Source organism: Maricaulis sp. (genome assembly GCF_015665295.1).
In the GTDB taxonomy this organism is placed as follows: domain Bacteria; phylum Pseudomonadota; class Alphaproteobacteria; order Caulobacterales; family Maricaulaceae; genus Maricaulis.
Genome location: NZ_JADFAJ010000015.1, coordinates 38919 through 63149 on the forward strand (window position 1 = coordinate 38919; position 24231 = coordinate 63149).

Consider the following 24231-nt stretch of genomic DNA (forward strand, 5'->3'; position numbering starts at 1 on the left):
CGTGTCCGATCAGAATTCCAGTTCCACCTTTGAGTAGGTGGGGTCAAGAAAAGTGGCTTTCAGGGCATCGTCCAGCGACGTGGCCTCGACATCGAAAATGCCGGGCCAGTCGATCACTTCAAATACGTCCGGCGTCACGAGCGCCTCAAGCTGGCTGGTGGTAAATGGCGGGTTTCTGGAGAACAGCGCATAGATCTTGAGCAACAGCCAGAACAACCCATACGGAATTTTCAGAACCAGCGCGCCGGCCCCGGTAACCCGCTTGATGGCACGGATCAAGTCAATATAGTCGACCGTTTCCTGACCCGAGATGTTGTAGGCGCCGGTCTTTTGCGACGCGATACAGGAGGCAATGATCGCGGAAAAGTCCCCAGCATAGAGCGGCTGACGCAGATACTTGCCATTTCCCGGGATCGGGAAGACCGGCATGCGCTCCATGAAGCGTTTCAGCCAGCCCAGATGCTTGCGGTCGAACCAGCCGAACATCAAGGTCGGGCGCAAGATGACATGCGGGATGTCTGTCTTCACCACGACCGCTTCCTGGGCCGTCTTGCTGCGCGTGTAGAAATCATCGGCCATCGAATTCACGACTGATGAAGAAATGTGCACCAGATACCGGGTGATCCCTGATTCCATTGCGGCGAGGCAGGTCTCAGTCGCGGTGACATTATTGCGCGTGAACTCAGCCTCATCGAGACCGCCGATCTGGGCGTGCAGGAAGACCGCGATGTCGCTCTGCGCCAGTCGGGCCTGCCAGTCACCTGGCTCGGCCAGGTCAGCCTGGATGACCTCGATATCCGGATGAAGCTCCGCAAGCTTGGCAGTGTTCGTGGGATGCTTGTCTGCGGCAATGATCTCAAGGTCCGGATTGCGCTTAAGCACCGGGATCAGGTTTTGGCCGACGAGACCCGCGGCTCCGGTAATGAATACTCTCTGGCTCACAATATCCGTCTTTCAGTTCCGCATCAGCCGGCTTGGCCGCTATGGTTCTGTGGGCGCGTAAAAATTGCAGAAACCCACGCTGTCAACTTGTTCAAAGCCGGCCCCCTCAAAGGCCTGGCTTGAAAGGATTTCGTCCGCCCGTTCGCGCTCACCGCTGCAGATCAGGAGCAGCGCCGGTGCCGGACCAATATTTGCAGCATAGGCGAGGGCCTCACGTCGCTGATACCCCATCACAAACCGGCGGTCCGACAGATACTGCAACGCTGGATTCCATCCCACACCGAAAACATAGATGATCTCATCAGCTTCGGATCGGTCCGCAATCGACGCGCCGATTCGCTCACCCGCCGGCCAGCCAGCAAGTGAGCGCTGGAAGAAAAAGGATTGCCAGGTCCAGAGAGCGCCCGTCACCAAAATGGCGGCGAATAGCGTCGGCACGGCCCGTGTCACAACAATCTCCGGCAGCCGGGTCTTGCCCGACAGGAGACTGATCATGACCTCCACGCCTCGGCTGATGCCGAGGGCCAGTACGCCAAACAGGAAGATCACATTGGCGATCCAGTAGTAATAGTGGTGTTCGTACAAATTCGAGAAAATCAGGAAACCGGAGACGAAACTGACTAGCAGCCCCAGCATAAGCCAGCCGCGGCGCCGCACCTCGAGGGCCAGGCCCGGCAAGGCCAGCAGGATGGCCAGCCACCAGAAACTGCCTATCGCCTGATGCAGGATGGACGGGTGATCGCCGCGGAAAGGCAATAAAATGTAGGACGCCGACTGCCCACGCTCGACATTCGATCCGTAGTTCCAGTCATGAAGTCGCTCGGAGGTCAGAAATTCCGTGAGCGGGTGCGCCGCCTTCAACGAGTCCGAATAGTCGACCCAGACAAAAGTGATCAGCAGGGCAGGCCCCAACAAGGCCAGCCCATAGGTAAGCCATTGCAGACCGCGCTCGACGAGCGCGCCAGGTTGGCCCCGGTTTTCCCAGGCAAAACGCAGATACTGCAGAGCGAACAGCGCAAAGACCGCGCAGGCAAAGACCGCGAATGTGGTCGACTTGGCCAGTGTCGCAAGAATGGCGAACACAATACCCAGACCGAGCGGCCACAGCCGATCGCGCTGCGTGAACTCAAGCGCGCAAAGCCCCATGCCGAGCGCGAGCGCCAGGCTGAAAACCTCGATCATGACCGTGTGCGACCAAAAGAAATACATCGGCGATGCTGCCAGCAAGGCCACCAGCACAACTTGTTGGACCTTGTCGAAAGACAGCAGTACCGCGGCGCGCCAAGTCGCCAGCAAAACCGCTATGCCCGAAAAGACGCTGACCAGCCGCCCGCTCAACTCCAGCGGCAATCCCGAAGCATTGGACAGTTTGGCCGTCACGATCTGGTAGAGTGGAAACTCCATCGGCGCTGACCAGGGTGGGCCGAACAGGGGCATGAGATAGTCGAGCCAGGGACCTCCGCGCGCGATTTCGCGGGCTACGGTGGCAACCTGCGTCTGGCGGAACAGGTAGTGATCCAGGATGGGAAGATCGGCATAGACGCCTAGTACCAGCACCAAACTGATCAGGCCCCATAACGCTATGATGGCGGCGCAAACCGCCTGGCTGGTTAGATGGCTCATCAACAGCTGGCCGAAACCGACCCCCTCCCCTCAATCGATTGGAGTCACGCGCGAAGCGGGACCGGCATCGGACGGCGGGATCATAGGAGGGGAAAGGTCAAAGTCAACGCGAAGGGACTCCTGTTTTGGAGCGCAATGTTTTGGGCTTTTTTCGCCGGCACTCCCCCGCGCGACAGCCCGTTGCTGCGCTGCACACAATGGCTTGCGCGGTTCAGGTCAGACGGGAGCAGAGCAGTCTGGAAGGACTGCGACCCGTACGCGAATGAGCGCGACCTCTGAATTGAGAGCCTGGCGTTGCGGAGACAGACGACACGCAAGGGCTTGCCAGGCGATTGCGGACGGATCGCGAGGTGATCGCAAATGGCGGACACGGCTGAGGCACGCGCGCTTGATGTCATTGGAAAGGCCCTTGACCCAGGTCAAACCGTTGCGGAGCCGGCGCTGCAATACTGCTTTCGCGAAGCAGGAGCGAGCGATGGGCGGGTATGAAAGAGAGCGCGCTTCGATGGTGGAGCGCCAGGTCCGCGGCAGAGGCGTGCGCGATCCTAGGATACTCGCGGCCATGATGCGTCTGCCGCGCGAACGCTTCCTTGCGCCGGCGGACGCCGCGATTGCCTATGAGGACATCCCGCTTCCCATCGGTCATGGACAGACCGCTACCCCGCCCCGGCTTGTCGCCTTCATGGCAGAGGCACTGGATCTGTCGGAACACGAAACGGCGCTCGAAGTCGGCGGCGGATCGGGCTACGCCGCCGCCGTCCTTGCCGATCTTTGCCGTCAGGTCTCGGTCGTGGAGCGGATCGATGCACTGGCCGATCATTGCAAGACGGTTTTCCACCAATTGGGCATAGGCAATATCGACGTGCATTGTGGTGATGGACGCGAGGGCTGGCAGCGCCGGGCCCCGTTCGACGGCATCCTGATTTCCATGACCGTCGCCGAGATCCCGCAGGCCCTGTTGAGCCAGCTCGCGCTTGGTGGACGGCTCGTCGCGCCGGTGGGTGCACACCCATCTGGCCAGGAACTGGTCCGCATAACCCGGACCGGAGAGGACAGCTTCATCCGGGAGGATATCGCCGACATCCGCTATGTGGCACCGCTGGATGGCTCAGAGCGGACACAGGACCCGCCGCCGGACGCGTCGCCGTCCCGGCCGCTGCGGCTTGTCGAACGGCGCCCCCTCACCGATCTGTCAGCGGTAAACCTGATTGCGGCCCATGGCGAGGCCGCCGCGGGACCGGAAACGATCGATATCCGGCCCCTGCTCGACCGCATCGGCGACGCGCGGATTGTCCTGATCGGCGAGGCCACACATGGCACGCATGAGTTCTATGCCCTGCGGGCGCGCATCAGCCGCGCACTCATCGCGGAACGCGGGTTCGACTTCGTGGCCGCAGAGGCAGACTGGCCGGATGCGGCCCGGATCGACCACTATGTCCGGCACAAGGATGCCGTGTCGGCCGAATGGACCGCCTTCGCACGTTTTCCCACCTGGATGTGGCGCAATGAAGAAACCCGCGATTTTGCCGACTGGCTGCACAGCTGGAACAAGGAAAGAGAGCCGCATCGCCGGGCCGGCTTTCACGGTCTCGATCTTTATTCGCTCTATCTGTCGGTCGAACAGGTCCTCGATCACCTCGACACGGTCGACCCCGATCTCGCAAGCGTCGCACGCCGGCGCTATGCCTGCCTGACGCCCTGGGAAACGGACCCGGCCGCCTACGGGCATGCGGCCCTCACGGGCGCCTACCGGGATTGCGAGCAGGATGTGCTGAGCGTCCTGGCCGACCTCTTGCGCAGCCGCAGCGCATGGCAGGCGATGGCGGAGGGCGCCTTCTTCGATGCCGAGCGCAATGCGCGCCTGGTCGCAAGCGCGGAGCGTTATTATCGCACGATGTATTATGGATCGCGCGCCTCCTGGAATCTGCGCGACACCCATATGTTCGAAACACTGGAAAGCCTGTTGGAGCATTACGGTCCGCGCGCCCGCGGGATCGTGTGGGCACACAACTCCCATCTCGGCGATTCGGCGGCGACGGAAATGTCGGCCCGCGGCGAATTCAATATCGGGCGCCTTTCCCGGGCAAGATGGGGGTCAAAAGTCTATTCGATCGGTTTCGGCACCGATCACGGCCAGGTAGCGGCCGCGAACGACTGGGGCGGCCCGCTGCAATACAAGACGATCCGCCCGGCGCACCCGCAGAGCTATGAGCGCCTCTTCCATCTGAGCAATCAGCCCTGCCTGCTTCTGCCCATGCGCAAGGGCAAGGCCGAGGTTCGCGAACACTTGTCGTCACCGCGCCTGGAACGCGCGATCGGCGTCATCTACCGGCCCGAAAGCGAGCGGTTCAGCCACTATTTCGAAGCGGATCTGCCGCGTCAGTTCGATGAATATGTCTGGATCGACGAAACGAGTCCGGTCCGGCCGCTCGGCACCCGCGTGCGCGACGGCGTGCCCGACACCTACCCCTTCGGCCTCTAGGGCGGCTGGCAATTGACAAAGGTCAAAGCCCGGCCGGCCCGGCCATCATATCCTTGCCACCCGTGCTGCCGGCCTCCGGCCGGCTACTGGAAGAGAGGTATGAGACCATGAGAATACAATCCCTCCTGAACCCGCTCAGCCTGCGCCGGCAGAATGCGGAATCGCGACTCTGGCCCGCTGAAATGCGCCGAGTTCACGACGAAGTGGACCGCGCCTTCGGCGATCTATTCGCCAGCACGCAATTGCCGCTGACGAATGGCGACGGGACCGAGGCCTTTTTCGCCGACATGGATATCTGCGAAAGCGACGATGCCGTGGAGGTCACCTTGGACGTGCCCGGCCTCAAGCGGGAAGAGATCGAGATCGACCTGGCTGGAGACCGCCTGACCGTCTCCGGCAAGCGCGAATGGAAAGAGGAAAAGAAAGGCAAGAATTTTTACCGGGCCGAACGCGGACATGGCGAATTCTCTCGCTCCGTTCGCCTGCCCGACGAAGTCGATGCTGCCAAGATCAAGGCGGACCTCAAGGACGGGGTGCTCCAAATTCACCTGCCCAAGGCGCCCCAGGCGAAACAGGCCCGCAAGAAAATCGAGATTCACACCAGCTGACCGGCACCCCCGAATGCCGCAAAGGAGGTAAACCATGCAGGTCAAGGACATCATGACTCCCAATGCGACGACGATCCAGAACGGCGCGTCGCTGACACGGGCGGCTCACCTGATGCGCGATACCAATATCGGCTTCATTCCCGTCGTCGACGGCAAGCGCCTTGTGGGGATAATCACTGATCGGGATATCGTCATTCGAGCGATTGCGGACAACCGGCCGGCCTCGGAGGATACCGTCGGCGATGTCATGAGCGACAATCCGGTCTGCTGCCAGGAAAACGACGATGTGAATGACGTCGTTCGCAAGATGGAGAAATACCGGATCCGCCGCCTTCCGGTCATCGACAACAATCACACCATCGTCGGCGTGGTGGCCCTCGGCGACATCGCCCAGCGCATGTCACACGCCGTGTCGGGAGAGGTCCTGAGTACGGTTTCCAGCCACGGCGATCTGGTGGCCTAGAGCACTTCAGGCAAAAGTCGGGACCGGTTCTGCAGTTCGAGAACGCCATCACTCAAAAAGCCAGAGCAATTTCATCGATCTCAATTGCGCTGAAAATGCTCTGGACTTCGCATCGTTCGACAGGCGGGGCCGGTCCCGCCTCTCTTTCTACACGTTCAGATCCCGCTATTCCCGCCGCCTTCGCTGCTCCACTCACGCCAATGTGTTGGATCGACATCGACGCGCTGGCCGGTCGACGCATCGTGCCAGCCGACACTGCCGCGGCGACAAGGAAAGACAAGCGGATGCGCCTCCCCCTCATCGATCACCGCGAGTTCGATGTCCCGATCCTCCGGAGCCGTCCCGATTTCACGCCACATACAATACAATCCCATAATTGCGAGACGGTTTCTATCCCGAACCCCGTACCAGTCCAGAGTCGGCAGCAGACCGCGGGCCGCTTCAGGTCACTGCGATCGCCATACTGGCAGAAAGCCGGATATGGGCGCACGCGAAAACAGGTCACGACGGGCAGTTTCCAAGCCGCCGCATCCACGCATGGCAGCGGGAACACCCTGAACGAACGGCCCTCGCGGCGCGATCGGCCCAGGATGAAGACGTCCGGCCGAGCGTCGGCTGCCGGATTTCCGATGAAAATGGTCTGCTTTTTGGAAGGGCGTGCGCAGGTACCACCCTTGGTGGCCGATGCCATCACGTCATCAGCCGGACCGGGGCCCGACTTGGGAGCTGTGTCGACGCCCTTGGCGCCAGCCTCCCGAGGTTCAGAGAAATCCCGGTGCCATTGCTGACGCGGGGCCGACCGATATTCAGCCTGGCAGAACCGATCGCTCATCCCCACCGGCCGGCCTCCCTACCCCCGAGCCGACCGATACGCGTTCAGATGCGGCGCGCCGCTTCAGGCCACAACGCGCGCAGCGGGATGGGCAGCTGGTCGATCACTTTGCCGATCTCACCCGCATCAACCTTTGCGGCAAGTGTGGCGAAGACGCCTCGCACGACTGTCTGGGCATCCATGGGAAAGTGCGGCGGCAATTCCTGACCGACATGTTCGCAGAAAGCATCGGTGGAGCGTTCGCCGGTCGGCTTGCCCGCCAGGCGCCACCCCTCGAAGAACAGCCCCCGGATCAGCATGGGCAGCTGCGCGCCGAAATGCACCGCGCGCTCCGGCGGCAAACGATCGCGCAGGGCATGCAGCGTGGCACGCAGGGCGGAGTAGGCGTGCCGCATTTCGTCCATATGCAATTCGCTGGCGACCGCTTTGAGCCAGAGATTTCCTTCCTGCAGCGTGTGCTCGAATGTGGGATGGCTCATCTATCGCTCCATGGCAGAAATTCATCCGCCAATTTCGACTTCCGTCCGCCACCGGGCATTGATCCAGGTCAATGCAGCAGGCTTCTGGTCATGGTGAAATGATCAGGTCGTACCGGGGAGGTGAGACCGGAGAAGCAAGGCCGTGAAGCGTCGCAAGGCGCGGAGCGGACCGAAGCAACCGACCGGTCCGCCGGTGAACCGATACGAACGGGCCCGCGGTCCGGCGCGTTGATCGCTCAGGAGGAGACTCTCGAGTTGAGAAACCGCCGCCGCGGGCATCGTGTGCCCATATTTGGACCCTGCGGTTGGTTGAAGAAGCCGCCGGACCTTGCAGTTCGGCGGCTTCTTTTCTGTCCGGCTTCAACCCGCGCGTTCCGACGTGACTGCCCGGGCCCGCGCAGCCGCCAGTTTCTCAATCACCTCCCCGTCGCTGACCTGGTGGAAGTCGGCATAGTGAAGGCTGAGCGCCCTGAAGAGTGCCGGCCGGTCAAGACAGACGATATCGTCGACAAGAGGACGCAGCGCCGCGACCGTCTCCGGCGGGGCAACCGGCGCCGCCAGCACGATGGCTGCCGGGTTGCGTTGGCGGAGCCCCTTGATGGCAGCCCTTATCGTTGCACCCGTGGCGATTCCGTCATCAACGAGGATAACCGTGCGCCCCGATACAGGGACGGGCGTCTGACCGGCCAGATAACGCTGTCTGCGCCGTTCAAGTTCGTCGAGGGCCTTGTGGTAGGCGCGGCTGAAATCGGCCGGTGTCGCACGAACAAAGCGTATCACATCCTCGTTGCGCACAGCGATCGGATGGTCACCGTCGATTACCGCACCCATTGCCAGCTCGGCATGTCCCGGAACGCCGATCTTGCGTACCAGCAGCAGATCCAGAGGCGCATCGAGATACCGGGCCACTTGTGCGGCAACCGGAACACCGCCTCGCGGGAGCGCGAGAACGACAATTTTCTGGTCCCGATAATCCTTGAGGGCCAGGGCGAGCAGGCGCCCGGCCTCGTTGCGATCGCGAAACACCATCAGCCTGATCCTTTCCCGTCTTCAGGTCGCGTGCAGAAACGCCGGAACCAGCCCGTTGCCGCATTGATGACCATGTCGAGCGTGCCGGGTTCGGTGAACAGGTGCGAGGCACCCGCAATGACCTGCAACCGTTTGGGCTGTCGGAGCCGGGCATAGGCCAGCTGGTTTAGCCGGAGAACTTCGCCGTCTCGGCTGCCTACGAGAAGGAGGGTCGGGGCCTCGACCTTGTCCAGCACTGCCAGCGCGAGATCGGGGCGGCCGCCACGCGACACGATCGCAGCCACAGATTCAGGGCGCTCTGCCGCCGCGCTCAGCGCAGCCGCACTGCCCGTGCTGGCCCCGAACAGGCCAATCGGCAAGCCGGTCACCAGCGAGGCGGCGGCAGCCCAGTCGATGGCATGACAGACGCGACGGGCCAGGACCGGGATGTCGAAGACATTGCGCCGATCCGCCTCCTCATCGGACAAAAGGAGATCGAACAGCAAAGTGGCGAAGCCGGCACGGCCAAGGGCGTCGGCCACGTGATTATTGCGTGGACTGAAACGGCTGGATCCGCTGCCATGAGCGAAAATGATCAGGCCGGCCGCCATTTCTGGCATCCGCAACAGTCCAGGCAGGCCCAGCGGCGGAATTCTGACATCGACATGACGGTGCCGGGAGCCTTCTCCATCCGTGGCAGACAGGGTTGGCGCAATCATGAGGTCCTTCTCCTTCATCGACACGAAACCCGTTCGCACGGCAATCGGCATTGACGTGCGTCAATGCCTAACCATCGCGCGGCGCCGATACTGTCCGGATACGCAGCATGAAAGGAGGCACCGCCATGGCCGTGCTGAAGGTAATCGAGGTTCTCGCGGAGTCGTCCGAAGGCTGGGAAGATGCCGCCCGGCAAGCCGTTGCCGAGGCCGTGTCCAGCGTGCGGAATGTGAGGTCGATCTATATCGAGAACTTCGAGGCAACCGTCGAGGACGACTCCATTTCGAATTTCCGGGTGAACGCCAAGATCAGCTTCGTCCTCGACAGCCTGACCTGAGATCGTGGAAACGCCGCTTCTATTCGATTGCCAGGGCATGGACGCCGGGACGAAATGGCAGGCGGATATCACGCCTCGTGCGGGCTCCGCGACCTAGGCATCTATCTGAACCCGCCCGAAAGCCGTGCACTCTCGGTGAGCCGCCCGCCGGCCGCTATCGGCCAAGGCGCAACAGGTGGGTCCCAAGCTGGCGATCGCGAGCTCCCGCTGATCAGGGCCCGACATCGTCACCGACATCGTCACCGACATCGACATCGACATCGACATCGACATCGTCACCGACATCGACATCGACACCGCCATCGACGGGTCCGTAGGATTCGGGTTTCTCGAGGCGGTGGACGGCCGTTGATTGTATTTCATGTCAACAGCCTGCCACGCACGGACAGCGATGGACTGCCCCCGGGCCGGCACCGGGTGTTTCACGAAGAACGCGGTGATGAAAGCCTCTTGGGCAAGCACGCTCTGCGCTGGACATTGGCCCAGCCATCAGCCGCAAAAGCCAAGCCCCGCGCTCACGATCGGGGCTTGGCATGCAAGCGGGCAAGGGCTCGAAGGGACCATTCACAGACCGTTGCAGGACTTGCGGCCTCAGGCGAACAGCCTGTCATGCGCGTCGAGGCGCACCCGCCGCGCTCCTTCCAGCCGAATCACACCTTCGCCGCGCAACTGGGTGATCGTGCGGGACACGGTCTCGATATTCAGGCCAAGATGATCGGCAATGTCCTGGCGGGACATCGGGATCTCCACCACGCCCCGGCTGTTGAGACGATCGGCGGTCATGCGGAAGAAGGCGAGAACCCGGTCGGCGGCATTGGCCCGGCCGAGCAAAAACAGCTGCTCGTGCATACGGTGCAGCGCGTCACAGGATGATCGCCACAGCGCATTTGCCAGATCGCCATCCCTCCGGGCTCTGGAGAGCAGTTGCGCCCGGCCGACGATTCTGACCCGGCAATCGGTAACCGCTTCGGCGCACACGGAACGCCTCGATCCGCAATCCAGTCCGAATACGTCACCGGAAAAGTGGAATTCGCCGATCTGGCGCCGACCATCCTCGGTGAACTTGCAGATGCGCACAACACCCTCGGTCACCCGGTAGACCGCATCCGCGGCCTCCTCCTCGGCGAAAATCCCGTCATTGGCCCGGAAGCGCGCGGTCGACCCATCGCTCGCGAACAGGCTGGCGAGGGGGTCCCTCGCGTCGGCGGCGATCCAGGGCAATGCGGACACGGCACAATGCCGATTGTCCGTCGGAAGAGTGGCATTCAACATGGCAACCCCCGAATTGACAGGACAGGCCATTTTCCTAGCGCGCACTCCGCAGGGGCGAAATTCGGATATTGTCCCTAAGGGAAATTGCGTAATCCGGCCCGCCCCGGTCACGCGCGCGGTGTCAAAAGCCCGGTCCGCGCGCGATAAAGGCGATGCGGACGACATCGGAGAGGCTGGACGCATCCAGCTTGCTCATCACATTGGCCCGGTAGATCTCGACCGTGCGGGCGCTGATGCCCAGATCATGGGCAATCAGCTTGTTGGGCCGCCCGGCAACCAGGCCGTCGAACACCTGCCGCTCACGGGCGGTCAGCGTCTCGATCAGCCCTGCTGCCGCCTCGCGGCTGTGCTTTCGACGCTCCGCATCGCGACGATAGGCCAGCGCATCGTGCACAGTCTGGATCATCTTGCTGTCGTCAAAGGGCTTTTCGATGAAGTCGAAGGCACCGGCCTTCAGCGCCCTTACCGCCATTGGAACATCGGAATGCCCCGTGATCACGATAACCGGCAAGGTTTCATCGATCGCCTGCAAGCGAACCAGCAAGTCGATCCCGGACAGCCCCGGCATGCGGGCATCGGTGACAACACAGCCCGGAGGCGCATCGGGCAGCCGCTCCAGAAAGCTTTCCGCGGACGCGTGCCCGGTCACGTCCAGTGATACAGCCCCAAGCAGAAAGGTCAGCGAATCCCGCATCGCTTCATCATCATCAATGACATGAACGCGTTGCCGGTCACTCATCACGACCCTCCGGGTCTATAGTTCCTAGCGTGAACGCGAACACTGTACCGCCTCCCGTATTGGACTCAACCCAAATACGGCCTCCATGCGCTTCTACAATCGTGCGGCATATCGACAATCCCACGCCCATGCCATGGGGTTTGGAGGTTACGAAAGGCTGGAAGAGTTTCGATGCGATGTATTCGCTCAATCCCGGCCCCGTGTCGCTGACCCGGAATTCGGTATACCCGTCGGCTCGCAATCGGGTGGACACGGTGAGCGCCTTTCGATCGCTGCCTTCCATCGCCTCCAGCGCATTGCGCATCAGATTCAGCAGGACCTGCTGGATCTGGATCCGGTCGGCGAGGACATGGCTGGCGCACGGATCGAGATCGAATCGCACCTGGACGCCCTGGCCTTGCGCCCCGACAAGGGCAAGGGCTCCCGCCTCCTCCACCAGCTTGCCGACCTGCTCGACCCGGCGCGCACTCTCGCCATGCGCCACGAACTCGCGCAACCGGTTGACGATCTGCCCGGCGCGCATGGCCTGATCGGCCGCTCGATCGATGGCCTGCACCAGGACCGCGGTCCCCGTGGCATTCCCCTGCTCTATCAGACGCCGACACCCTTTGAGATAGTTGGCAATCGCCGCAAGCGGCTGGTTCAGCTCGTGCGCGAGGCTGGACGCCATTTCACCCAGAGCCGTCAGGCGTGAAATGTGGGTCAGTTCGGACTGGAGCTCCTGCATGTGGACCTCCGCCTTCCTGCGCTCGGTGAGGTCCCGGATGAAACCAGTAAAGTAACGCTGCTCGCCAGCTATCGTTTCCGCGATATTGAGTTCCATGGGGAAAGCCCCGCCATCCTTTCGCTCGCCCGTCACCTCCCGCCCGATTCCGATGACGCGTTTCTCGCCCGTTGCGAGGTAGCGGGCGAGATAGCCGTCATGTTTTTCGCGATAGGGCGCCGGCATCAGGATCGACACGTTGAGCCCGACGACCTCGTGAGCGGCATACCCGAACTGACGTTCCGCATTCCTGGAGAAGGCCCGGATGATGCCACGCTCGTCGATCGTGACCACGGCCGCGGGAACCGCCTCGACGACGGCGCTGAGATGCGCTTCGCGCAGACGCAGCACATCGACGGCCGCATCGATGTCCGCCCGGTCGCAGACCAGCTTGACGAAGCCGTTCAACCCGTTTTCGGCGTTTCTAACGGGCATGGTTATGACGGTCGCCAGGAACCGGTTGCCGTCCCTTGTCATCCGCTCGCCACGGTCTTCGTGAAAGCCCGCCTCGGCGGCAGCCGAGAGATGGGCGTCCAGCAGGGCGTCGGCCGGTGTGTGGGGCGACATGTCGGGCGGATAGAGAAGCGAGGCTCGTCGGCCGACAATCTCCGCCGGGGACCATCCGGTAATACGTACAAAAGGCGCGCTGACTCCGGTGACCCGGCCGTCCGGGTCGAGCTCGAGAACTCCGCACCGCATCGCCGCATCGCCCAGTTCGCGAGGGTCGACTGGCTCGCGCTGCAGGAAAGAGGGAATCTTGCTGACCATTTGCCCGTTGCCCCGGCCCGTCTTGCCGCAGGCCCTTTGCCGGCGCCCATGCGAGCCTGCCTTGTCGGACATCACCCTAGATGAGGAACAACCCTGCGGTCCAATGGCAACACCCTGCACGGTAAAGACCATGTTTGACGAAGATCTTCAGACGGCGAGCGGCTCGGGTTGCTGCAGGCAGCCCGCCAGCTCCGTCAGGAAGCGGCCTGCGCCTGCCCCGTCAACCGCACGATGATCATAGGTCAGCGCGAGAGGCAGGCGCAGGCGCGATGCGATGCCCCCGGCCTCGGGCACTATCCGACGAGACGCCCGCGCAATGCCCAGAATGGCCGTTTCCGGCGGAAACACGAGAGGCGTGAACCCGGTGCCGCCGAGCCTGCCAAGGCTGGTGACGGAAAAGGATGCGCCTTCCATGTCTGAATAGGGGAGCCGTTGATCGCGGGCCGCCACGGACAAGGCCGCGAGCCGCCGGGCGATTTCCAGCCAGCCCAGATCCGCGATACCCTTGATCACCGGTCGCATGAGGCCAGCGGGCGTATCCACGGCAACACCCAGATTCACATAACGTTTGAGAATCAGCGCCCCGGTCTGCGAATCGAAAGCCGCGTTGAGAGCCGGGTGCGCGGCCAGCACCCGTGCGCAGGCCTTGAGGATGAAGGGCAGCCAGGTCAGTCGTACTCCGGCTTTGCCCGACTCGTCCGCCAAGCGCTGTCGCAGCCGTTCGAGCGGCTCCAGATCGATCTCGTCGAACTCGGTGACCTGCGGGATATCGCGCCAGCTTGCCGCCATGCGCTCCGCCACGACGCGGCGCACCGGCGTGAGCGGTTCGCGGTCGACTTCTCCAAAGAACGCGGCCTCCGACTCGATGGCAGATCGGGGGGTGTCCGGCTGCACCATCAGTGGAGCTCGACGCCGCCGTCCACATTGATCGCCTGACCCGTGACATGCGGTGCCGTCGCAAAAAAGACGGCCAGCTGGCCCATGTCCTGCGGCGTTTGGGCGATGCCCTGGGGGATGATCGTATCGATATGCCGGGCCCAGGAGTCCTCGATCCCCTCCTGCGGCGCACGCCACTCCTCGGAAAGATAGTCCCACATCCAGGTGCGCACGATGCCTGGGCAAATCGCGTTTACCGTGATCCCGTCGCGGGCGAGTTCCTTGGCCAGCGTGTTGGTGAAGCCGACGACAGCGAACTTGGAAGCACAATAGTGCGCAAGCGTCGCGAAGCCGTTCTTGCCCGCGATCGAGGCGACATTGATGATCCGGCCGCCGCCGCAGGCCTTCATGTGCGGGATGACCGCCTTGGAACACAGGAAGGGCCCCTTGGCATTGACCGCCATGATCCGGTCCCACTCGGCCTCCTCGAGTTCCTCGACCGGGGCCGCGCTGAGCACGCCGGCATTGTTGACGAGAATGTCGACAGCACCCAGGGCATCGATCGCACGGTCGATCATGAAGGCGACCTGGTCGGACTTAGAGACATCCGCCTCGACCTCGACCGCCTTTCGACCCAGCGCCAGGATGTCGACCAACGTCTTTTCAGCATCCGCTCCCAGCCGGGCATCGGCGATGGTGATATCCGCACCCTCTCGGGCGAGTTCCAGGGCGATGCCGCGCCCGATACCGCGACTGCCTCCCGTGACCAACGCCGTCTTTCCGCTCAATTTCATCGCCTGTCCTTTCCTGTCGCCGGCGTTGTCACGCCTTCGTCTGCGGTTGGTAGTTCGTGATGAACGCCGATAGGTCGGCCTCCGATGCCTTGCCCGTCGCTATGACCCCGATCAGCGCTCCGACAGGCAGTTCGATTCCCGTCCCGACGACAATCCGGGCCAGAATACCGCCGGCCGGCGCCTCGCATTCATTCGCGCTCTTCGATGTCTGGACGTCGAAGAGGTGTTCGCCCACCCTGACCGACTCGCCCTCCTTGCGAAGCCAGCGGCTGACCGATCCTGACTCCATGGTCAGCCCCAGCTTGGGCAGGGTGACCGGAACCAGTCCCTCAGGCATCGGCGCGCTCTTTTACAATCGCGCGCACCGCCTGCTCGATATCGTTCGGGCCGGGGATGTAGGCGTCCTCAAGTTCCGGGGAGAAGGGAACGGGACAGTGTGGCGGCGTCACCTTCCGGATCGGCGCTTTCAGACTCTCGAACGCCTCCTCGGCCGCGAGGCTGGCGATGTCGGCCGCCATGCTGCAGCGCGGATGGGCCTCGTCGATGACGACCAGTCGGCCGGTGCTGCGCACGCTCGCCAGTATCGTCTCGGTATCCAGCGGCGAAGTGGTGCGCGGATCGATCACGGTACACTGGATTCCGTCCTTGGCGAGCCGGTCGGCGGCTGTCTTCGCGAACCCGACCATGCGGCCCAGGGCCACCAGCGTGACGTCCCTGCCCTCGCAGACGATACGGGCCTCCGCGAAGGGGATCGCATAGGGCTCGTCCGGCACCTCCGCGGTGTCGTCGAACATCGCCTTGTGTTCAAAGAAAATCACGGGATCGTCGTCGCGGATGGCCTGGGTCAGAGGCCCTTTCGCCTCGTAAGGTGAAGACGGAATGGCCACTTTCAGGCCCGGGAAGTGGGTAAAGACCGGGTAGAGCATCTGGCTGTGCTGACTGGCTGCGCGCACGCCGGCTCCGCACAGGGTGCGGATCACCACCGGGGTCTTCGCCGAGCCGCCGAACATGTAGCGAAACTTGGCGATCTGGTTGAAGATCTGGTCGCCGCACACGCCGAAGAAGTCGACGAACATCAGCTGGGCCACAGGCCGCAAGCCGGTTACAGCCGCGCCGCCGGCCGCGCCGATGAAGGCGCTTTCGCTGATCGGGGTGTCAAACACCCTGCCGCGGCCGAATTCGTTGAGCAGGCCCTTGGTGGCGCCGAGCACGCCGCCCCAGGCATCCTGGACACCGCGCGCGCCCATGCCTCCGGCGATATCCTCGCCCAGCAAAACGACCGTGGGATCGCGGTGCATCTCGTCACGCAGGGCCTCATTGATGGCCTGGCGGAAGGATTTCACGGACATCGCATTTTTTCCCTCAATAGCTGGCGTAGACGTCGGTCGTCAGGGTTTCCAGCGCGGGCGGAGGCGCCACCCTGGCCTTGGCCACCGCATCTTCGATCAACGCGCGCACCTCGACATCGATTGCGTCGAGTTCGCCCGTGTCGAGCTGGCCACCCTGGGTAGTGCGAGCCCTGAAAAACGTCAGGCAATCCAGAAAGCTGCGCTCCTCCTCCACCTCACCGGGCGGACGATAGGTCATGGCATCGCCCTCGAAATGTCCGTAATAGCGGGTGAATTCGATGTGGATGAAGCGCGGCCCGGCGCCATTGCGGATTGCTTCCAGCGCTTCCTGTGCGGCGCGGTAGACGGCGAAGAAATCGTGCCCGTCCACCTTCTCGCCCTTGATGCCGAAGCCTTCGGCACGGCGGACCGGATCATTGCCGCCGATCGACCAGTCGCTCGACGTGCTCTCGGCATAGCCATTGTCTTCCAGCACGAAAAGAACCGGCAGGTCGTAAACCCGGGCGAAGTTCAGAGATTCCAGCGTGGTGCCCTGATTGAAGGCCCCATCGCCGAAGAAGGCGACAGCCACCCCGCCATTGTCCAGCACACGTGCCGACAGCGCCGCGCCGCAGGCCAGCGGCGGACCCCCGCCGACAATGCCATTGGCGCCCAGCATGCCCTTGGAGAGATCGGCTATATGCATCGAGCCGCCCTTGCCATGGCACAGCCCGTCCGCACGCCCGAAAATCTCCTTCATCATGGCCGTCACATCGCAGTCCTTGGCGATGGAATGACCATGGCCGCGATGGGTCGAGGTGATCTGGTCCCCGGGCAGCAGGTTTTCGCACACCGCCACGGCCGCGGTTTCCTCGCCCGCATAGAGGTGTACGAAGCCGGGAATACCGCCACTTGCGAACTCCCGATGCACCCGTTCCTCGAACTCCCGGATGGTGCGCATGCGGCGATAGGCACGCAGCAGGTCTTCGCGCTCCAGTCTCACAACCGAATCTCCCCGACGGCTTGATGTCGGATCGATCCTGAACGGCAGGACCACCGCCCGCTTTGACATTCGTCAAGTCGGTGGCGGGAAACAGCAATCAGCTCATCTGGACATAGCGCCCCGGCGCCGGCTCGATGGGTGCATAGCCCTGCTCCGGCGCGCCCATCCGGGGCGGTGCGACGCGGCCTGGCGAACCGCGCTCGGCCAGCCATCCGGCCCAGGCCATCCACCAGGATCCGTCCTGCGGCTCGACGCCCGCCTTCCAGCGTTCTGGACTGAGATAGTCGTCGTCCGGCTGGCGCGTCGCGATGCGGAAGGACCGGCCGGCATGGCCCGGTTCGGAAACGATGCCCGCATTGTGTCCGCCGCTGGTGAGCACGAAAGTGATGGGCGCCCGGGCAAAGAGATTCAGCTTGTAGACCGAAGCCCAGGGCGCGATGTGGTCCTTCTCGGTCCCGACCAGGAAGATCGGCGCGTCGATATCGGATAACGCAACCGCCCGCCCCTCCACCGCGAACCGTCCCGCCGTCAGCCTGTTCTCCAGGAACAGGCCGCGCAGGTATTCCGAATGCATGCGGGCGGGCATGCGGGTCTGGTCGGAATTCCAGATCGCCAGGTCGAACGGTTTGTCGCGTTCGCCGAGAAAATACTCCCGTGCCGCCTTCGACCAGAGGAGTTCGTCAGCCCGCAACAGGGTGAAGGCTCCGGACATCTGATGGCCCTCCAGCACGCCCTGGTCCCACATCATGTCTTCCAGGCACGCGATCTGCGCATCGTCGACGAAGAGCAGAAGGTCGCCGGCCTCGGCAAAGTCGACCTGGGCGGCGAGCAAGGTGATGGTGGCAAGCCGGTCGTCCCTGCGCCGCGCCATTTCCGAGGCCGCGATGGCGAGCAGCGTGCCGCCAAGGCAATACCCGCAGGCATGAACCTTTGCGCCGGGCTGGACAGCACCGATCGTGTCGAGCGCATCCATGATCCCGAAGGTGCGGTAGTCGTCGAGCGACAGGTCGCGATCCTCCGGCCCCGGATTGATCCAGGAAATCATGTAGACCGTGAAGCCCTGGCCGGTCAGCCAGCCGACCAGCGAATTGTCTGGCGACAGGTCGAGGATATAGTATTTCATGATCCAGGCCGGCACGATCAGGATCGGCTCGGCATGCACGGTTCCGGTTTGCGGCGCGTACTGGATAAGCTCCATCAGCCCGTTGCGGTAGATCACCTCTCCCGGCGTCATGGCCAAGCTGTGACCGACCGCTTCACGGGCGGCCCGGTCATGACCGTTGCCGCGAGTGACGCTGACCATGTCTTCGAGGAAATTGGCGGCACCCTGCCAGAGATTCCACCCGCCCGTTTCCGCCGTGCGGCGCCATATGGCAGGATTGAACATTGGATTGTTCGCCGGACACACGGCGTCCATCGCTAAATCGGCCATGAAGCCCGTGCGCCGCGCATTGCGTTCGTGCATGCCACGGACAGCGCTGGTCGCAGCGCGCCACCAGCTGTCTGCGGCGGCCCACGACTGGGCATAGAGATCAAAAGGCAGGTCGCTCCAGCCCGGATCAGCGAAACGACGGTCCCCGCCCGTCTCCGAAAACGGCGGCTCGACGTCGGCCAAGCCCGCGAGGCGCTTCAGCGCGTAGCTGCCCAGCGCCCCGCCGTCGGCCACGGCTTTCAGCCCCAGCGCCGCGCGGTGCGCGGGGGCCGCGGCCAGGTTGATCGCCCAGTCGGCCCAAGGTGCCAGAACGGCGGATGGTGAAACGCCGCCGGTCAGGCGGGCCATGGCCGCGCGGGCCGCACGATCAAGCGTGTACGGCCCCTCCAGAAATCCTCCACCGGACGGGCGGGGAACTGGATCGGCATCGGCTTCAGGGCTCATGCCGTTCCCAGGCAGGCCCGGTTCCCGCCGGGTCTTTTCCATCGCGCTTCCCTCCAGCCCATGCCGGCAGGGCTCAGCGCTTGGAGGCGCCGCCCTTGCCCGCATCCGGCAGTCCCGACATGGCGATCTGGGACAGGCGCCCGAACTCGTCCATGTAATCCTGAAAGGCGGTCTGCGCGGCGCGTGTCGCGACCTCGCCGGCATCAACCGGCGACTGGCATGACGCCAGTTCGTCGAAATATTCCCGATAGTGCCCGGCCCTTACGCTGGCAAGCCGAGCAGCTTCGCCATTCAATGCCATCGCCCGCTGCCAGAAGCCGTTGGTCGCGGCTTCCACGACCGTCTTCATGTTCGAAGCGGCTTCGTTGACGGCGGTCGCAGCTGCCTCCGCCCGGCCATCGACCTTGGCGGCCGCAGGCGCCTTTTCCCTGCTGGCAGAGGTCTTGGTTTCAATCTGGTTCGTGGTTGTGGTTGTCATGGTGAAATCTCCGTGACTGAATGCGCTTTGGTCTTGTGTGAGTCTTCTGCAAGTCTGCTGTGACTGGCCTGCCGACGCATCGGCCCTGCATTCTATTGAGCCGCTCCAGACCCCTTCACTGCAACCCCGCAATTCTACGTAGTCAGCCGGCTTTCGCTTGGTGAGAGGCGCATCAGCCCGCTAGAATGCCGCCATGTTCGACTGGCCTGCCGCCATCTCCCGGCGTGTCTGGGAAGACAAGTATCGTCACGCCGAAGCCGATCCGGCCGAGGCCGCGCCGGACGATAGCTGGCGGCGTGTCGCAAACGCCCTGGCGGCAGCGGAAACGCAGGACCGTCAGGGCTGGGCGGATCGTTTTTTTGCCGCCATGTCCGATTTCCGCTTCCTGCCGGGCGGCCGCATCCTGGCCGGTGCAGGCACCGGCCGCGATGTCACCCTGTTCAACTGTTTTGTTATGGGTGAGTTGGAGGACTCGGTCGCGGGCATATTCCGCGCGCTGGAGGAGAGCGCACGCACCATGCAGCAGGGCGGCGGCATCGGAATCGATTTCTCCCCGCTGCGTCCTCGCGGCATGCTGGCGCGCCGGACCGGAAACATCGCAACCGGGCCCGTCTCCTTCATGCGAATATGGGATGCCATGTGCGCCACGATCCTGTCAGCCGGCGCCCGCCGCGGCGCCATGATGGCAACACTGCGCTGCGACCATCCCGACATCGAAGCGTTCATCGATGCCAAGCGCGAGCCCGGGCAATTGCGTCATTTCAACCTGTCGGTCCTGGTCTCCGATGCCTTCATGGAGGCCGTGCGCACGGACAGATACTGGCCGCTCGTCTTCCCGGCGACCGGCGAAAAGGCCGGCAGGGACACAGTGATGCAGCCATGGTCCGGCGCGCCGGAACCGGTGCCGTGCCAAATCATGCGCCGGATCCGGGCCCGTGACCTCTTGAAGAGGATCACCGACACCGCCTATGACACCTCCGAACCGGGCGTGCTTTTTGTCGACCGGATCAACCGGCTTGACAATCTGGCGTATTGCCAACGCATCACGGCGACCAATCCGTGTGGCGAAATACCGCTGCCGCCTCATGGTGCCTGCGATCTCGGCTCCATCAACCTGACCCGTTTCGTGCAACATCCCTTCACGCCCCGGGCCCGGCTCGACAACGGCGCTATCGAAGCGATCGTGCCGGTCGCGGTACGCCTGCTCGACAATGTCATCGACGTTTCCCGCTTCCCGCTGGACGCCCAGGCCGAAACGGCCCGACTGACCCGGCGCGTCGGATTGGGCATTACCGGTCTGGCCGACACCCTTCTCATGCTGCGCCTGGATTATGGTGAAGACAGCGCCCGACAATTGGCCGCCGAAACCATGCGCCGCATCTGCCACGCCGCCTATCGCGCCTCCGTCGCGCTCGCCCGGGAAAAGGGCCCTTTTGGCCGTTTCGAGCGCGACGCCTATCTGGCAGGGGGGTTCGTCTCGGGCCTTCCTGACGATATCCGCCATGCCATCGCCGCATACGGCATCCGCAACAGCCACCTGGTCGCCATCGCCCCGGCGGGCAGTATCAGCCTCTTGGCGGGCAATGTGTCCAGCGGGCTGGAACCGATCTTTGCCGGGCGGGTCCGGCGACGTGTCACCGGTCCGGACGGCGAGCCGGTCTCGCTGGATCTGACCGATTACGCGCTGGCAATGTGGCGCGGAATGGTGCGGCGCGAGGACGGCGTGCCCGACGGCTTCGTGACCGCCACCGGCCTGCCGGTCGAGGCCCATCTCGGCATGCAGGCCGCGCTGCAGCCCCATGTCGACAATGCCATCTCCAAAACCGTCAACGTTCCGGCCGACTGCACGCGCGAAGCCTTCGCGAGCCTCTACGAATGCGCTTTCGGCCTGGGTCTCAAGGGATGCACCGTCTTCCGGCCCAATCGGGTGACCGGCGCGGTCCTGACCGGAGAGGATGGACCGGAGGACCGGCATTGCTGCCATGTCGAGGCGTGACGAACTGGCCACTACGACCGGCCCTGTCCGGCGATCTGGATGACTGCGGCCACCAGCCAAGGGAGAAGACCAATCAAATCGCTGCCCGCCGATAACAGGCCTGATGGAGAGGCCGCCCCCCAGGCGCCCGACCCCGACTGGCATGCCCTGCCAGTCGAACAGGTCTTCGATCGGTTGAAGACCGGTCCGCAGGGCCTTTCCGGTGAGGCGGCCCGCGACCGGCTCGACCGCGACGGCACAAACCGCCTGGATGATCGCCGCCGGATTGGCTGGCCCCGCTTGGTGTTGCGGCAGTTCCAGAACGTCCTGCTCCTTATCCTGGTGGTCGCCGTAGCGATCTCCCTGGCAATCGGCGAACGTGTCGATGCTGCGGCAATTGCTGCCATTATCCTGCTCAACGCGGCCCTCGGCTTCATCCAGGAATGGCGCGCGGAGCGGGCGCTCGACGCCCTGCGCCGGATGCTGGCGCCGACCTCCACCGTGATACGCGACGGTCGCCGCCAGGAAATCAATCGCGGCGACCTCGTGCCCGGCGACATCGTCTGCCTGAAGCGCGGCGACCGGGCCCCGGCGGATATCCGTCTCATCGAGACCGTCGATCTGCGCGCGGACGAGGCTGCCCTGACCGGCGAAGCGGCGCCGGTGAGCAAGCATCCCGCACCGACATCTGCCGAGGTCCACCTTGCCGCGCGCACGGGGATGAGCTGGATGGGCACGGATATCGTCGCGGGACAAGGCCAGGGCGTGGTCGTGGCCACCGGCATGGCGACCGAATTTGGCCGCATCGCGACCCTGGCGCAAACAGCCGGCGACACCGGCACACCCCTGCAACGCAAGCTGGATCGTCTTGGACGCCGTCTCGCGCTTTTCGCCATCGCGGTGTCCGTCCTGGTCACTGCAGCCGGCTGGCTGGCTGGCCGCCCCCTCGACGAAATGGCCCTGACCGCCATTTCCCTCGCTGTCGCCGTCGTGCCGGAAGGCCTGCCAGTCGTGGTGACCATCGTGCTGGCGCTCGGCGCCGCGGCCATGGTGCGCCACAATGCCCTGGTTCGGCGCCTGCAGGCGATCGAGGCGCTCGGCGCGGCAACTGTCGTGTGCACCGACAAGACCGGCACGCTGACCCGCGGCGAGATGACCGTGACCGATATCTGGTTGCCCGCCGGGTCCGTCTCGGTTGACGGTGCGGGCGACGGTCCGCACGGCCATTTCCACGAGGACGGCCATCTCATCGCCCCGGATTTCCGGCCTGACCTGATAGCAGCGCTGGAGACCGGCAATGTCTGCAACCACGCCAGCCTGGACCACGAAGACGGCCGGTGGAAGGTAACAGGCGAGCCGACGGAGGCTGCCCTCAAGATAGCGGCTGCCAAGGCCGGACTTTCCGACGCCGCGCCGGTACGGGTCTGCGAATTTCCGTTCGACTCCGACCGCAAGCGCATGAGCGTGATTGTCGATCATGAAGGCCAGCATCGCCTCCACATGAAAGGGGCGCCCGAAGTCGTGCTGGCGCTTGCGACCCACATACGCGATGGCGCAACCGTTCGCCCGATTGTCGATGCCGATCATCATGCCACCCTGGCCGCCTACCACAATATGGCAGCCCGCGGTTTGCGCACGCTGGCCGTGGCCCGCCGCGACCTGCCTGCAAATGCGGCGGCCCCGGCCTCGCAGACGGCCGAGGCAGGTCTGACATTGCTCGGTATCTTCGGTATTTCAGACCCCCCGCGGGCCGAGGCCCGCCGCGCCGTCGATACCGCCCGTTCAGCGGGAATAGGCGTGATCATGATTACCGGCGATGCGGCCCCCACGGCCGCGGCGATCGCCGGCCAGCTGGACCTGCCGACCAATCAGGTCCTGGCGCGGTCCGAGTTTGCCGAACTGGACGATGCCGAACTGGTAGAAAAGCTGAAGGCCGGGGCAGTGCTGGCGCGGGCAACGCCGGAAGACAAGATGCGTGTTGTCCGCCTCTTGCAAGCCCGGGGCGAGATCGTCGCGATGACCGGCGACGGCGTGAACGATGCCCCCGCGCTCAAACAGGCCGATATCGGTGTCGCCATGGGCATTCGCGGCACCGACGTCGCCAAGAATGTCGCGGACATCGTGCTGCTGGACGACAATTTCGCCTCGATCGTTGCCGCCATCCGTGAAGGACGGCGCCAGTTCGCCAATATCCAGAAATTCGTCCGATACTTGCTGTCGTCCAATGTCGGCGAGGTCCTGGCCGTGGCGATCGCCCTCATCGCCGGCGGACCGATGATCCTGCTGCCGGTCCAGATCCTCTGGATGAACCTTGTCACCGACGGACTCTCAGCCCTCGCACTGGGCGTTGAAAAAGGCGAGCCTGATTTGATGGAGCGCCCGCCGCGGCGGCCGTCGGAGGGCGTGCTGGACCGGCCTGGCATGCTGCTGGTCGCGGCGCTGGGCGGCTATCTTGCACTGGGTGCGCTGGGCCTGTTCGCCGTCTATCTCGCCTCGCCGGATCTTGCAGCGCGCGCGCAGACCGTGGCCTTCACGGCGATGATCGTGATGGAGAAGTTCAACGTGATGAATTTCCGCACCATGCGCGAACCGGCAACCCGACTCGGCCTGTTCTCCAACCGCCTTCTGATCGGTGCTGTCGCCGCCACGCTGGGTCTGCAGGTTCTCGCGGTCCACGCGCCGATCCTGCAACCCATCCTTCACACCGTCCCGCTGACCCTTGCGGACTGGGGCATTATCCTGGCCGTATCCGCGCCGATCTTTCTGATCCCGGAAGGCATCAAGTGGCTGGTATGGCATCAACGCCGGCTTCACCACAGAAAGATGGCACAATGACCCCGGTCAATGCGAACGTCCTGCAGACAGGTT

At 63.8% G+C, this 24231-nt stretch carries 23 protein-coding genes; 6 read left to right on the forward strand and 17 right to left on the reverse strand.

Features of this window, described 5'->3' with window-relative positions; all coding sequences use genetic code 11:
* Nucleotides 1-9 precede the first annotated feature (9 nt).
* Nucleotides 10-942 (reverse strand): NAD-dependent epimerase/dehydratase family protein, encoded by a 933-nt coding sequence (locus QZZ02_RS07775; RefSeq protein ID WP_291843471.1) that lies wholly within the window; start codon nucleotides 940-942, stop codon nucleotides 10-12.
* A gap of 39 nt (nucleotides 943-981) precedes the next feature.
* Entirely contained in the window at nucleotides 982-2565 is a 1584-nt protein-coding gene (locus QZZ02_RS07780) for a hypothetical protein (RefSeq protein WP_291843473.1), read from the reverse strand.
* A 475-nt stretch (nucleotides 2566-3040) separates the two neighbouring features.
* Between QZZ02_RS07780 and QZZ02_RS07785 the strand changes: the two genes are divergently transcribed.
* The 3 genes from QZZ02_RS07785 (at nucleotide 3041) to QZZ02_RS07795 (ending at nucleotide 6118) form a co-directional block, all read left to right on the forward strand.
* A complete protein-coding gene (locus QZZ02_RS07785) occupies nucleotides 3041-5047 on the forward strand; it encodes a protein-L-isoaspartate(D-aspartate) O-methyltransferase (protein WP_291843476.1) in 2007 nt (668 codons plus the stop codon).
* Nucleotides 5048-5154: 107 nt separating this feature from the next.
* Entirely contained in the window at nucleotides 5155-5655 is a 501-nt protein-coding gene (locus QZZ02_RS07790) for an Hsp20/alpha crystallin family protein (protein ID WP_291843480.1), read from the forward strand.
* Nucleotides 5656-5689: 34 nt separating this feature from the next.
* On the forward strand, nucleotides 5690-6118 hold the full coding sequence (locus QZZ02_RS07795; RefSeq protein ID WP_291843482.1) for a CBS domain-containing protein: 429 nt from the start codon (nucleotides 5690-5692) through the stop codon (nucleotides 6116-6118).
* Between the two features lie 155 nt (nucleotides 6119-6273).
* On the opposite strand, the gene QZZ02_RS07800 is transcribed toward QZZ02_RS07795, so the two are convergent.
* The 4 genes from QZZ02_RS07800 to QZZ02_RS07815 form a co-directional block, all read right to left on the reverse strand.
* The gene (locus QZZ02_RS07800) at nucleotides 6274-6477 is read right to left on the reverse strand and encodes a hypothetical protein (protein ID WP_291843484.1); all 204 of its coding nucleotides are present in this window, start codon (nucleotides 6475-6477) and stop codon (nucleotides 6274-6276) included.
* A 517-nt stretch (nucleotides 6478-6994) separates the two neighbouring features.
* Nucleotides 6995-7429, reverse strand: a complete 435-nt coding sequence (locus tag QZZ02_RS07805; RefSeq protein WP_291843485.1) for a DUF2267 domain-containing protein — start codon at nucleotides 7427-7429, stop codon at nucleotides 6995-6997.
* Nucleotides 7430-7789: 360 nt separating this feature from the next.
* Nucleotides 7790-8458, reverse strand: coding sequence for a phosphoribosyltransferase (locus tag QZZ02_RS07810; RefSeq protein ID WP_291843487.1), 669 nt, complete (start codon nucleotides 8456-8458; stop codon nucleotides 7790-7792).
* Nucleotides 8458-9156, reverse strand: a complete 699-nt coding sequence (locus QZZ02_RS07815) for an alpha/beta family hydrolase (RefSeq protein ID WP_291843489.1) — start codon at nucleotides 9154-9156, stop codon at nucleotides 8458-8460. Before QZZ02_RS07815 ends, QZZ02_RS07810 begins: the two co-directional genes overlap by 1 nt.
* Nucleotides 9157-9263: 107 nt before the next feature.
* Here QZZ02_RS07815 and QZZ02_RS07820 point away from each other — a divergent pair, with 107 nt between their 5' ends.
* A complete protein-coding gene (locus QZZ02_RS07820; RefSeq protein ID WP_291843491.1) occupies nucleotides 9264-9491 on the forward strand; it encodes a dodecin family protein in 228 nt (75 codons plus the stop codon).
* 93 nt (nucleotides 9492-9584) lie between these two features.
* Here the strand turns inward: QZZ02_RS07820 and QZZ02_RS07825 are convergent, their stop codons facing one another.
* The 11 genes from QZZ02_RS07825 to QZZ02_RS07875 form a co-directional block, all read right to left on the reverse strand.
* Nucleotides 9585-9854: a hypothetical protein gene (locus QZZ02_RS07825; RefSeq protein WP_291843493.1), complete on the reverse strand. Its 270-nt coding sequence runs from the start codon at nucleotides 9852-9854 to the stop codon at nucleotides 9585-9587.
* Nucleotides 9855-10082: 228 nt separating this feature from the next.
* Nucleotides 10083-10763, reverse strand: a complete 681-nt coding sequence (locus tag QZZ02_RS07830) for a helix-turn-helix domain-containing protein (protein WP_291843495.1) — start codon at nucleotides 10761-10763, stop codon at nucleotides 10083-10085.
* Nucleotides 10764-10884: 121 nt separating this feature from the next.
* Nucleotides 10885-11502 carry a response regulator FixJ gene (fixJ, locus tag QZZ02_RS07835; RefSeq protein ID WP_291843497.1) on the reverse strand — a complete coding sequence of 206 codons (618 nt, stop codon included), beginning with the start codon at nucleotides 11500-11502 and terminating at the stop codon, nucleotides 10885-10887.
* Nucleotides 11495-13033: a PAS domain S-box protein gene (locus QZZ02_RS07840; RefSeq protein ID WP_291843499.1), complete on the reverse strand. Its 1539-nt coding sequence runs from the start codon at nucleotides 13031-13033 to the stop codon at nucleotides 11495-11497. Before QZZ02_RS07840 ends, fixJ begins: the two co-directional genes overlap by 8 nt.
* Before the next feature lie 147 nt (nucleotides 13034-13180).
* A complete protein-coding gene (locus QZZ02_RS07845) occupies nucleotides 13181-13930 on the reverse strand; it encodes a 2-oxo acid dehydrogenase subunit E2 (RefSeq protein WP_291843501.1) in 750 nt (249 codons plus the stop codon).
* Nucleotides 13930-14703 (reverse strand): SDR family NAD(P)-dependent oxidoreductase, encoded by a 774-nt coding sequence (locus QZZ02_RS07850; protein ID WP_291843502.1) that lies wholly within the window; start codon nucleotides 14701-14703, stop codon nucleotides 13930-13932. The genes QZZ02_RS07845 and QZZ02_RS07850 overlap by 1 nt, the downstream gene beginning before the upstream one ends.
* A 28-nt stretch (nucleotides 14704-14731) precedes the next feature.
* Nucleotides 14732-15040, reverse strand: a complete 309-nt coding sequence (locus QZZ02_RS07855) for a biotin/lipoyl-containing protein (RefSeq protein ID WP_291843504.1) — start codon at nucleotides 15038-15040, stop codon at nucleotides 14732-14734.
* Nucleotides 15033-16052 carry an alpha-ketoacid dehydrogenase subunit beta gene (locus tag QZZ02_RS07860; protein WP_291843506.1) on the reverse strand — a complete coding sequence of 340 codons (1020 nt, stop codon included), beginning with the start codon at nucleotides 16050-16052 and terminating at the stop codon, nucleotides 15033-15035. The genes QZZ02_RS07855 and QZZ02_RS07860 overlap by 8 nt, the downstream gene beginning before the upstream one ends.
* Nucleotides 16053-16065: 13 nt before the next feature.
* Nucleotides 16066-17034 carry a thiamine pyrophosphate-dependent dehydrogenase E1 component subunit alpha gene (locus tag QZZ02_RS07865; RefSeq protein ID WP_291843508.1) on the reverse strand — a complete coding sequence of 323 codons (969 nt, stop codon included), beginning with the start codon at nucleotides 17032-17034 and terminating at the stop codon, nucleotides 16066-16068.
* 97 nt (nucleotides 17035-17131) lie between these two features.
* On the reverse strand, nucleotides 17132-18910 hold the full coding sequence (locus QZZ02_RS07870; RefSeq protein WP_291843510.1) for an alpha/beta fold hydrolase: 1779 nt from the start codon (nucleotides 18908-18910) through the stop codon (nucleotides 17132-17134).
* Nucleotides 18911-18983: 73 nt separating this feature from the next.
* Nucleotides 18984-19388, reverse strand: coding sequence for a hypothetical protein (locus tag QZZ02_RS07875; protein WP_291843512.1), 405 nt, complete (start codon nucleotides 19386-19388; stop codon nucleotides 18984-18986).
* Between the two features lie 193 nt (nucleotides 19389-19581).
* On the opposite strand from QZZ02_RS07875, the gene QZZ02_RS07880 reads away from it, so the two are divergent.
* On the forward strand, nucleotides 19582-21384 hold the full coding sequence (locus QZZ02_RS07880; RefSeq protein WP_291843513.1) for an adenosylcobalamin-dependent ribonucleoside-diphosphate reductase: 1803 nt from the start codon (nucleotides 19582-19584) through the stop codon (nucleotides 21382-21384).
* A gap of 39 nt (nucleotides 21385-21423) precedes the next feature.
* On the forward strand, nucleotides 21424-24198 hold the full coding sequence (locus QZZ02_RS07885; protein WP_291843514.1) for a cation-transporting P-type ATPase: 2775 nt from the start codon (nucleotides 21424-21426) through the stop codon (nucleotides 24196-24198).
* The last annotated feature ends 33 nt before the right edge of the window (nucleotides 24199-24231 follow it).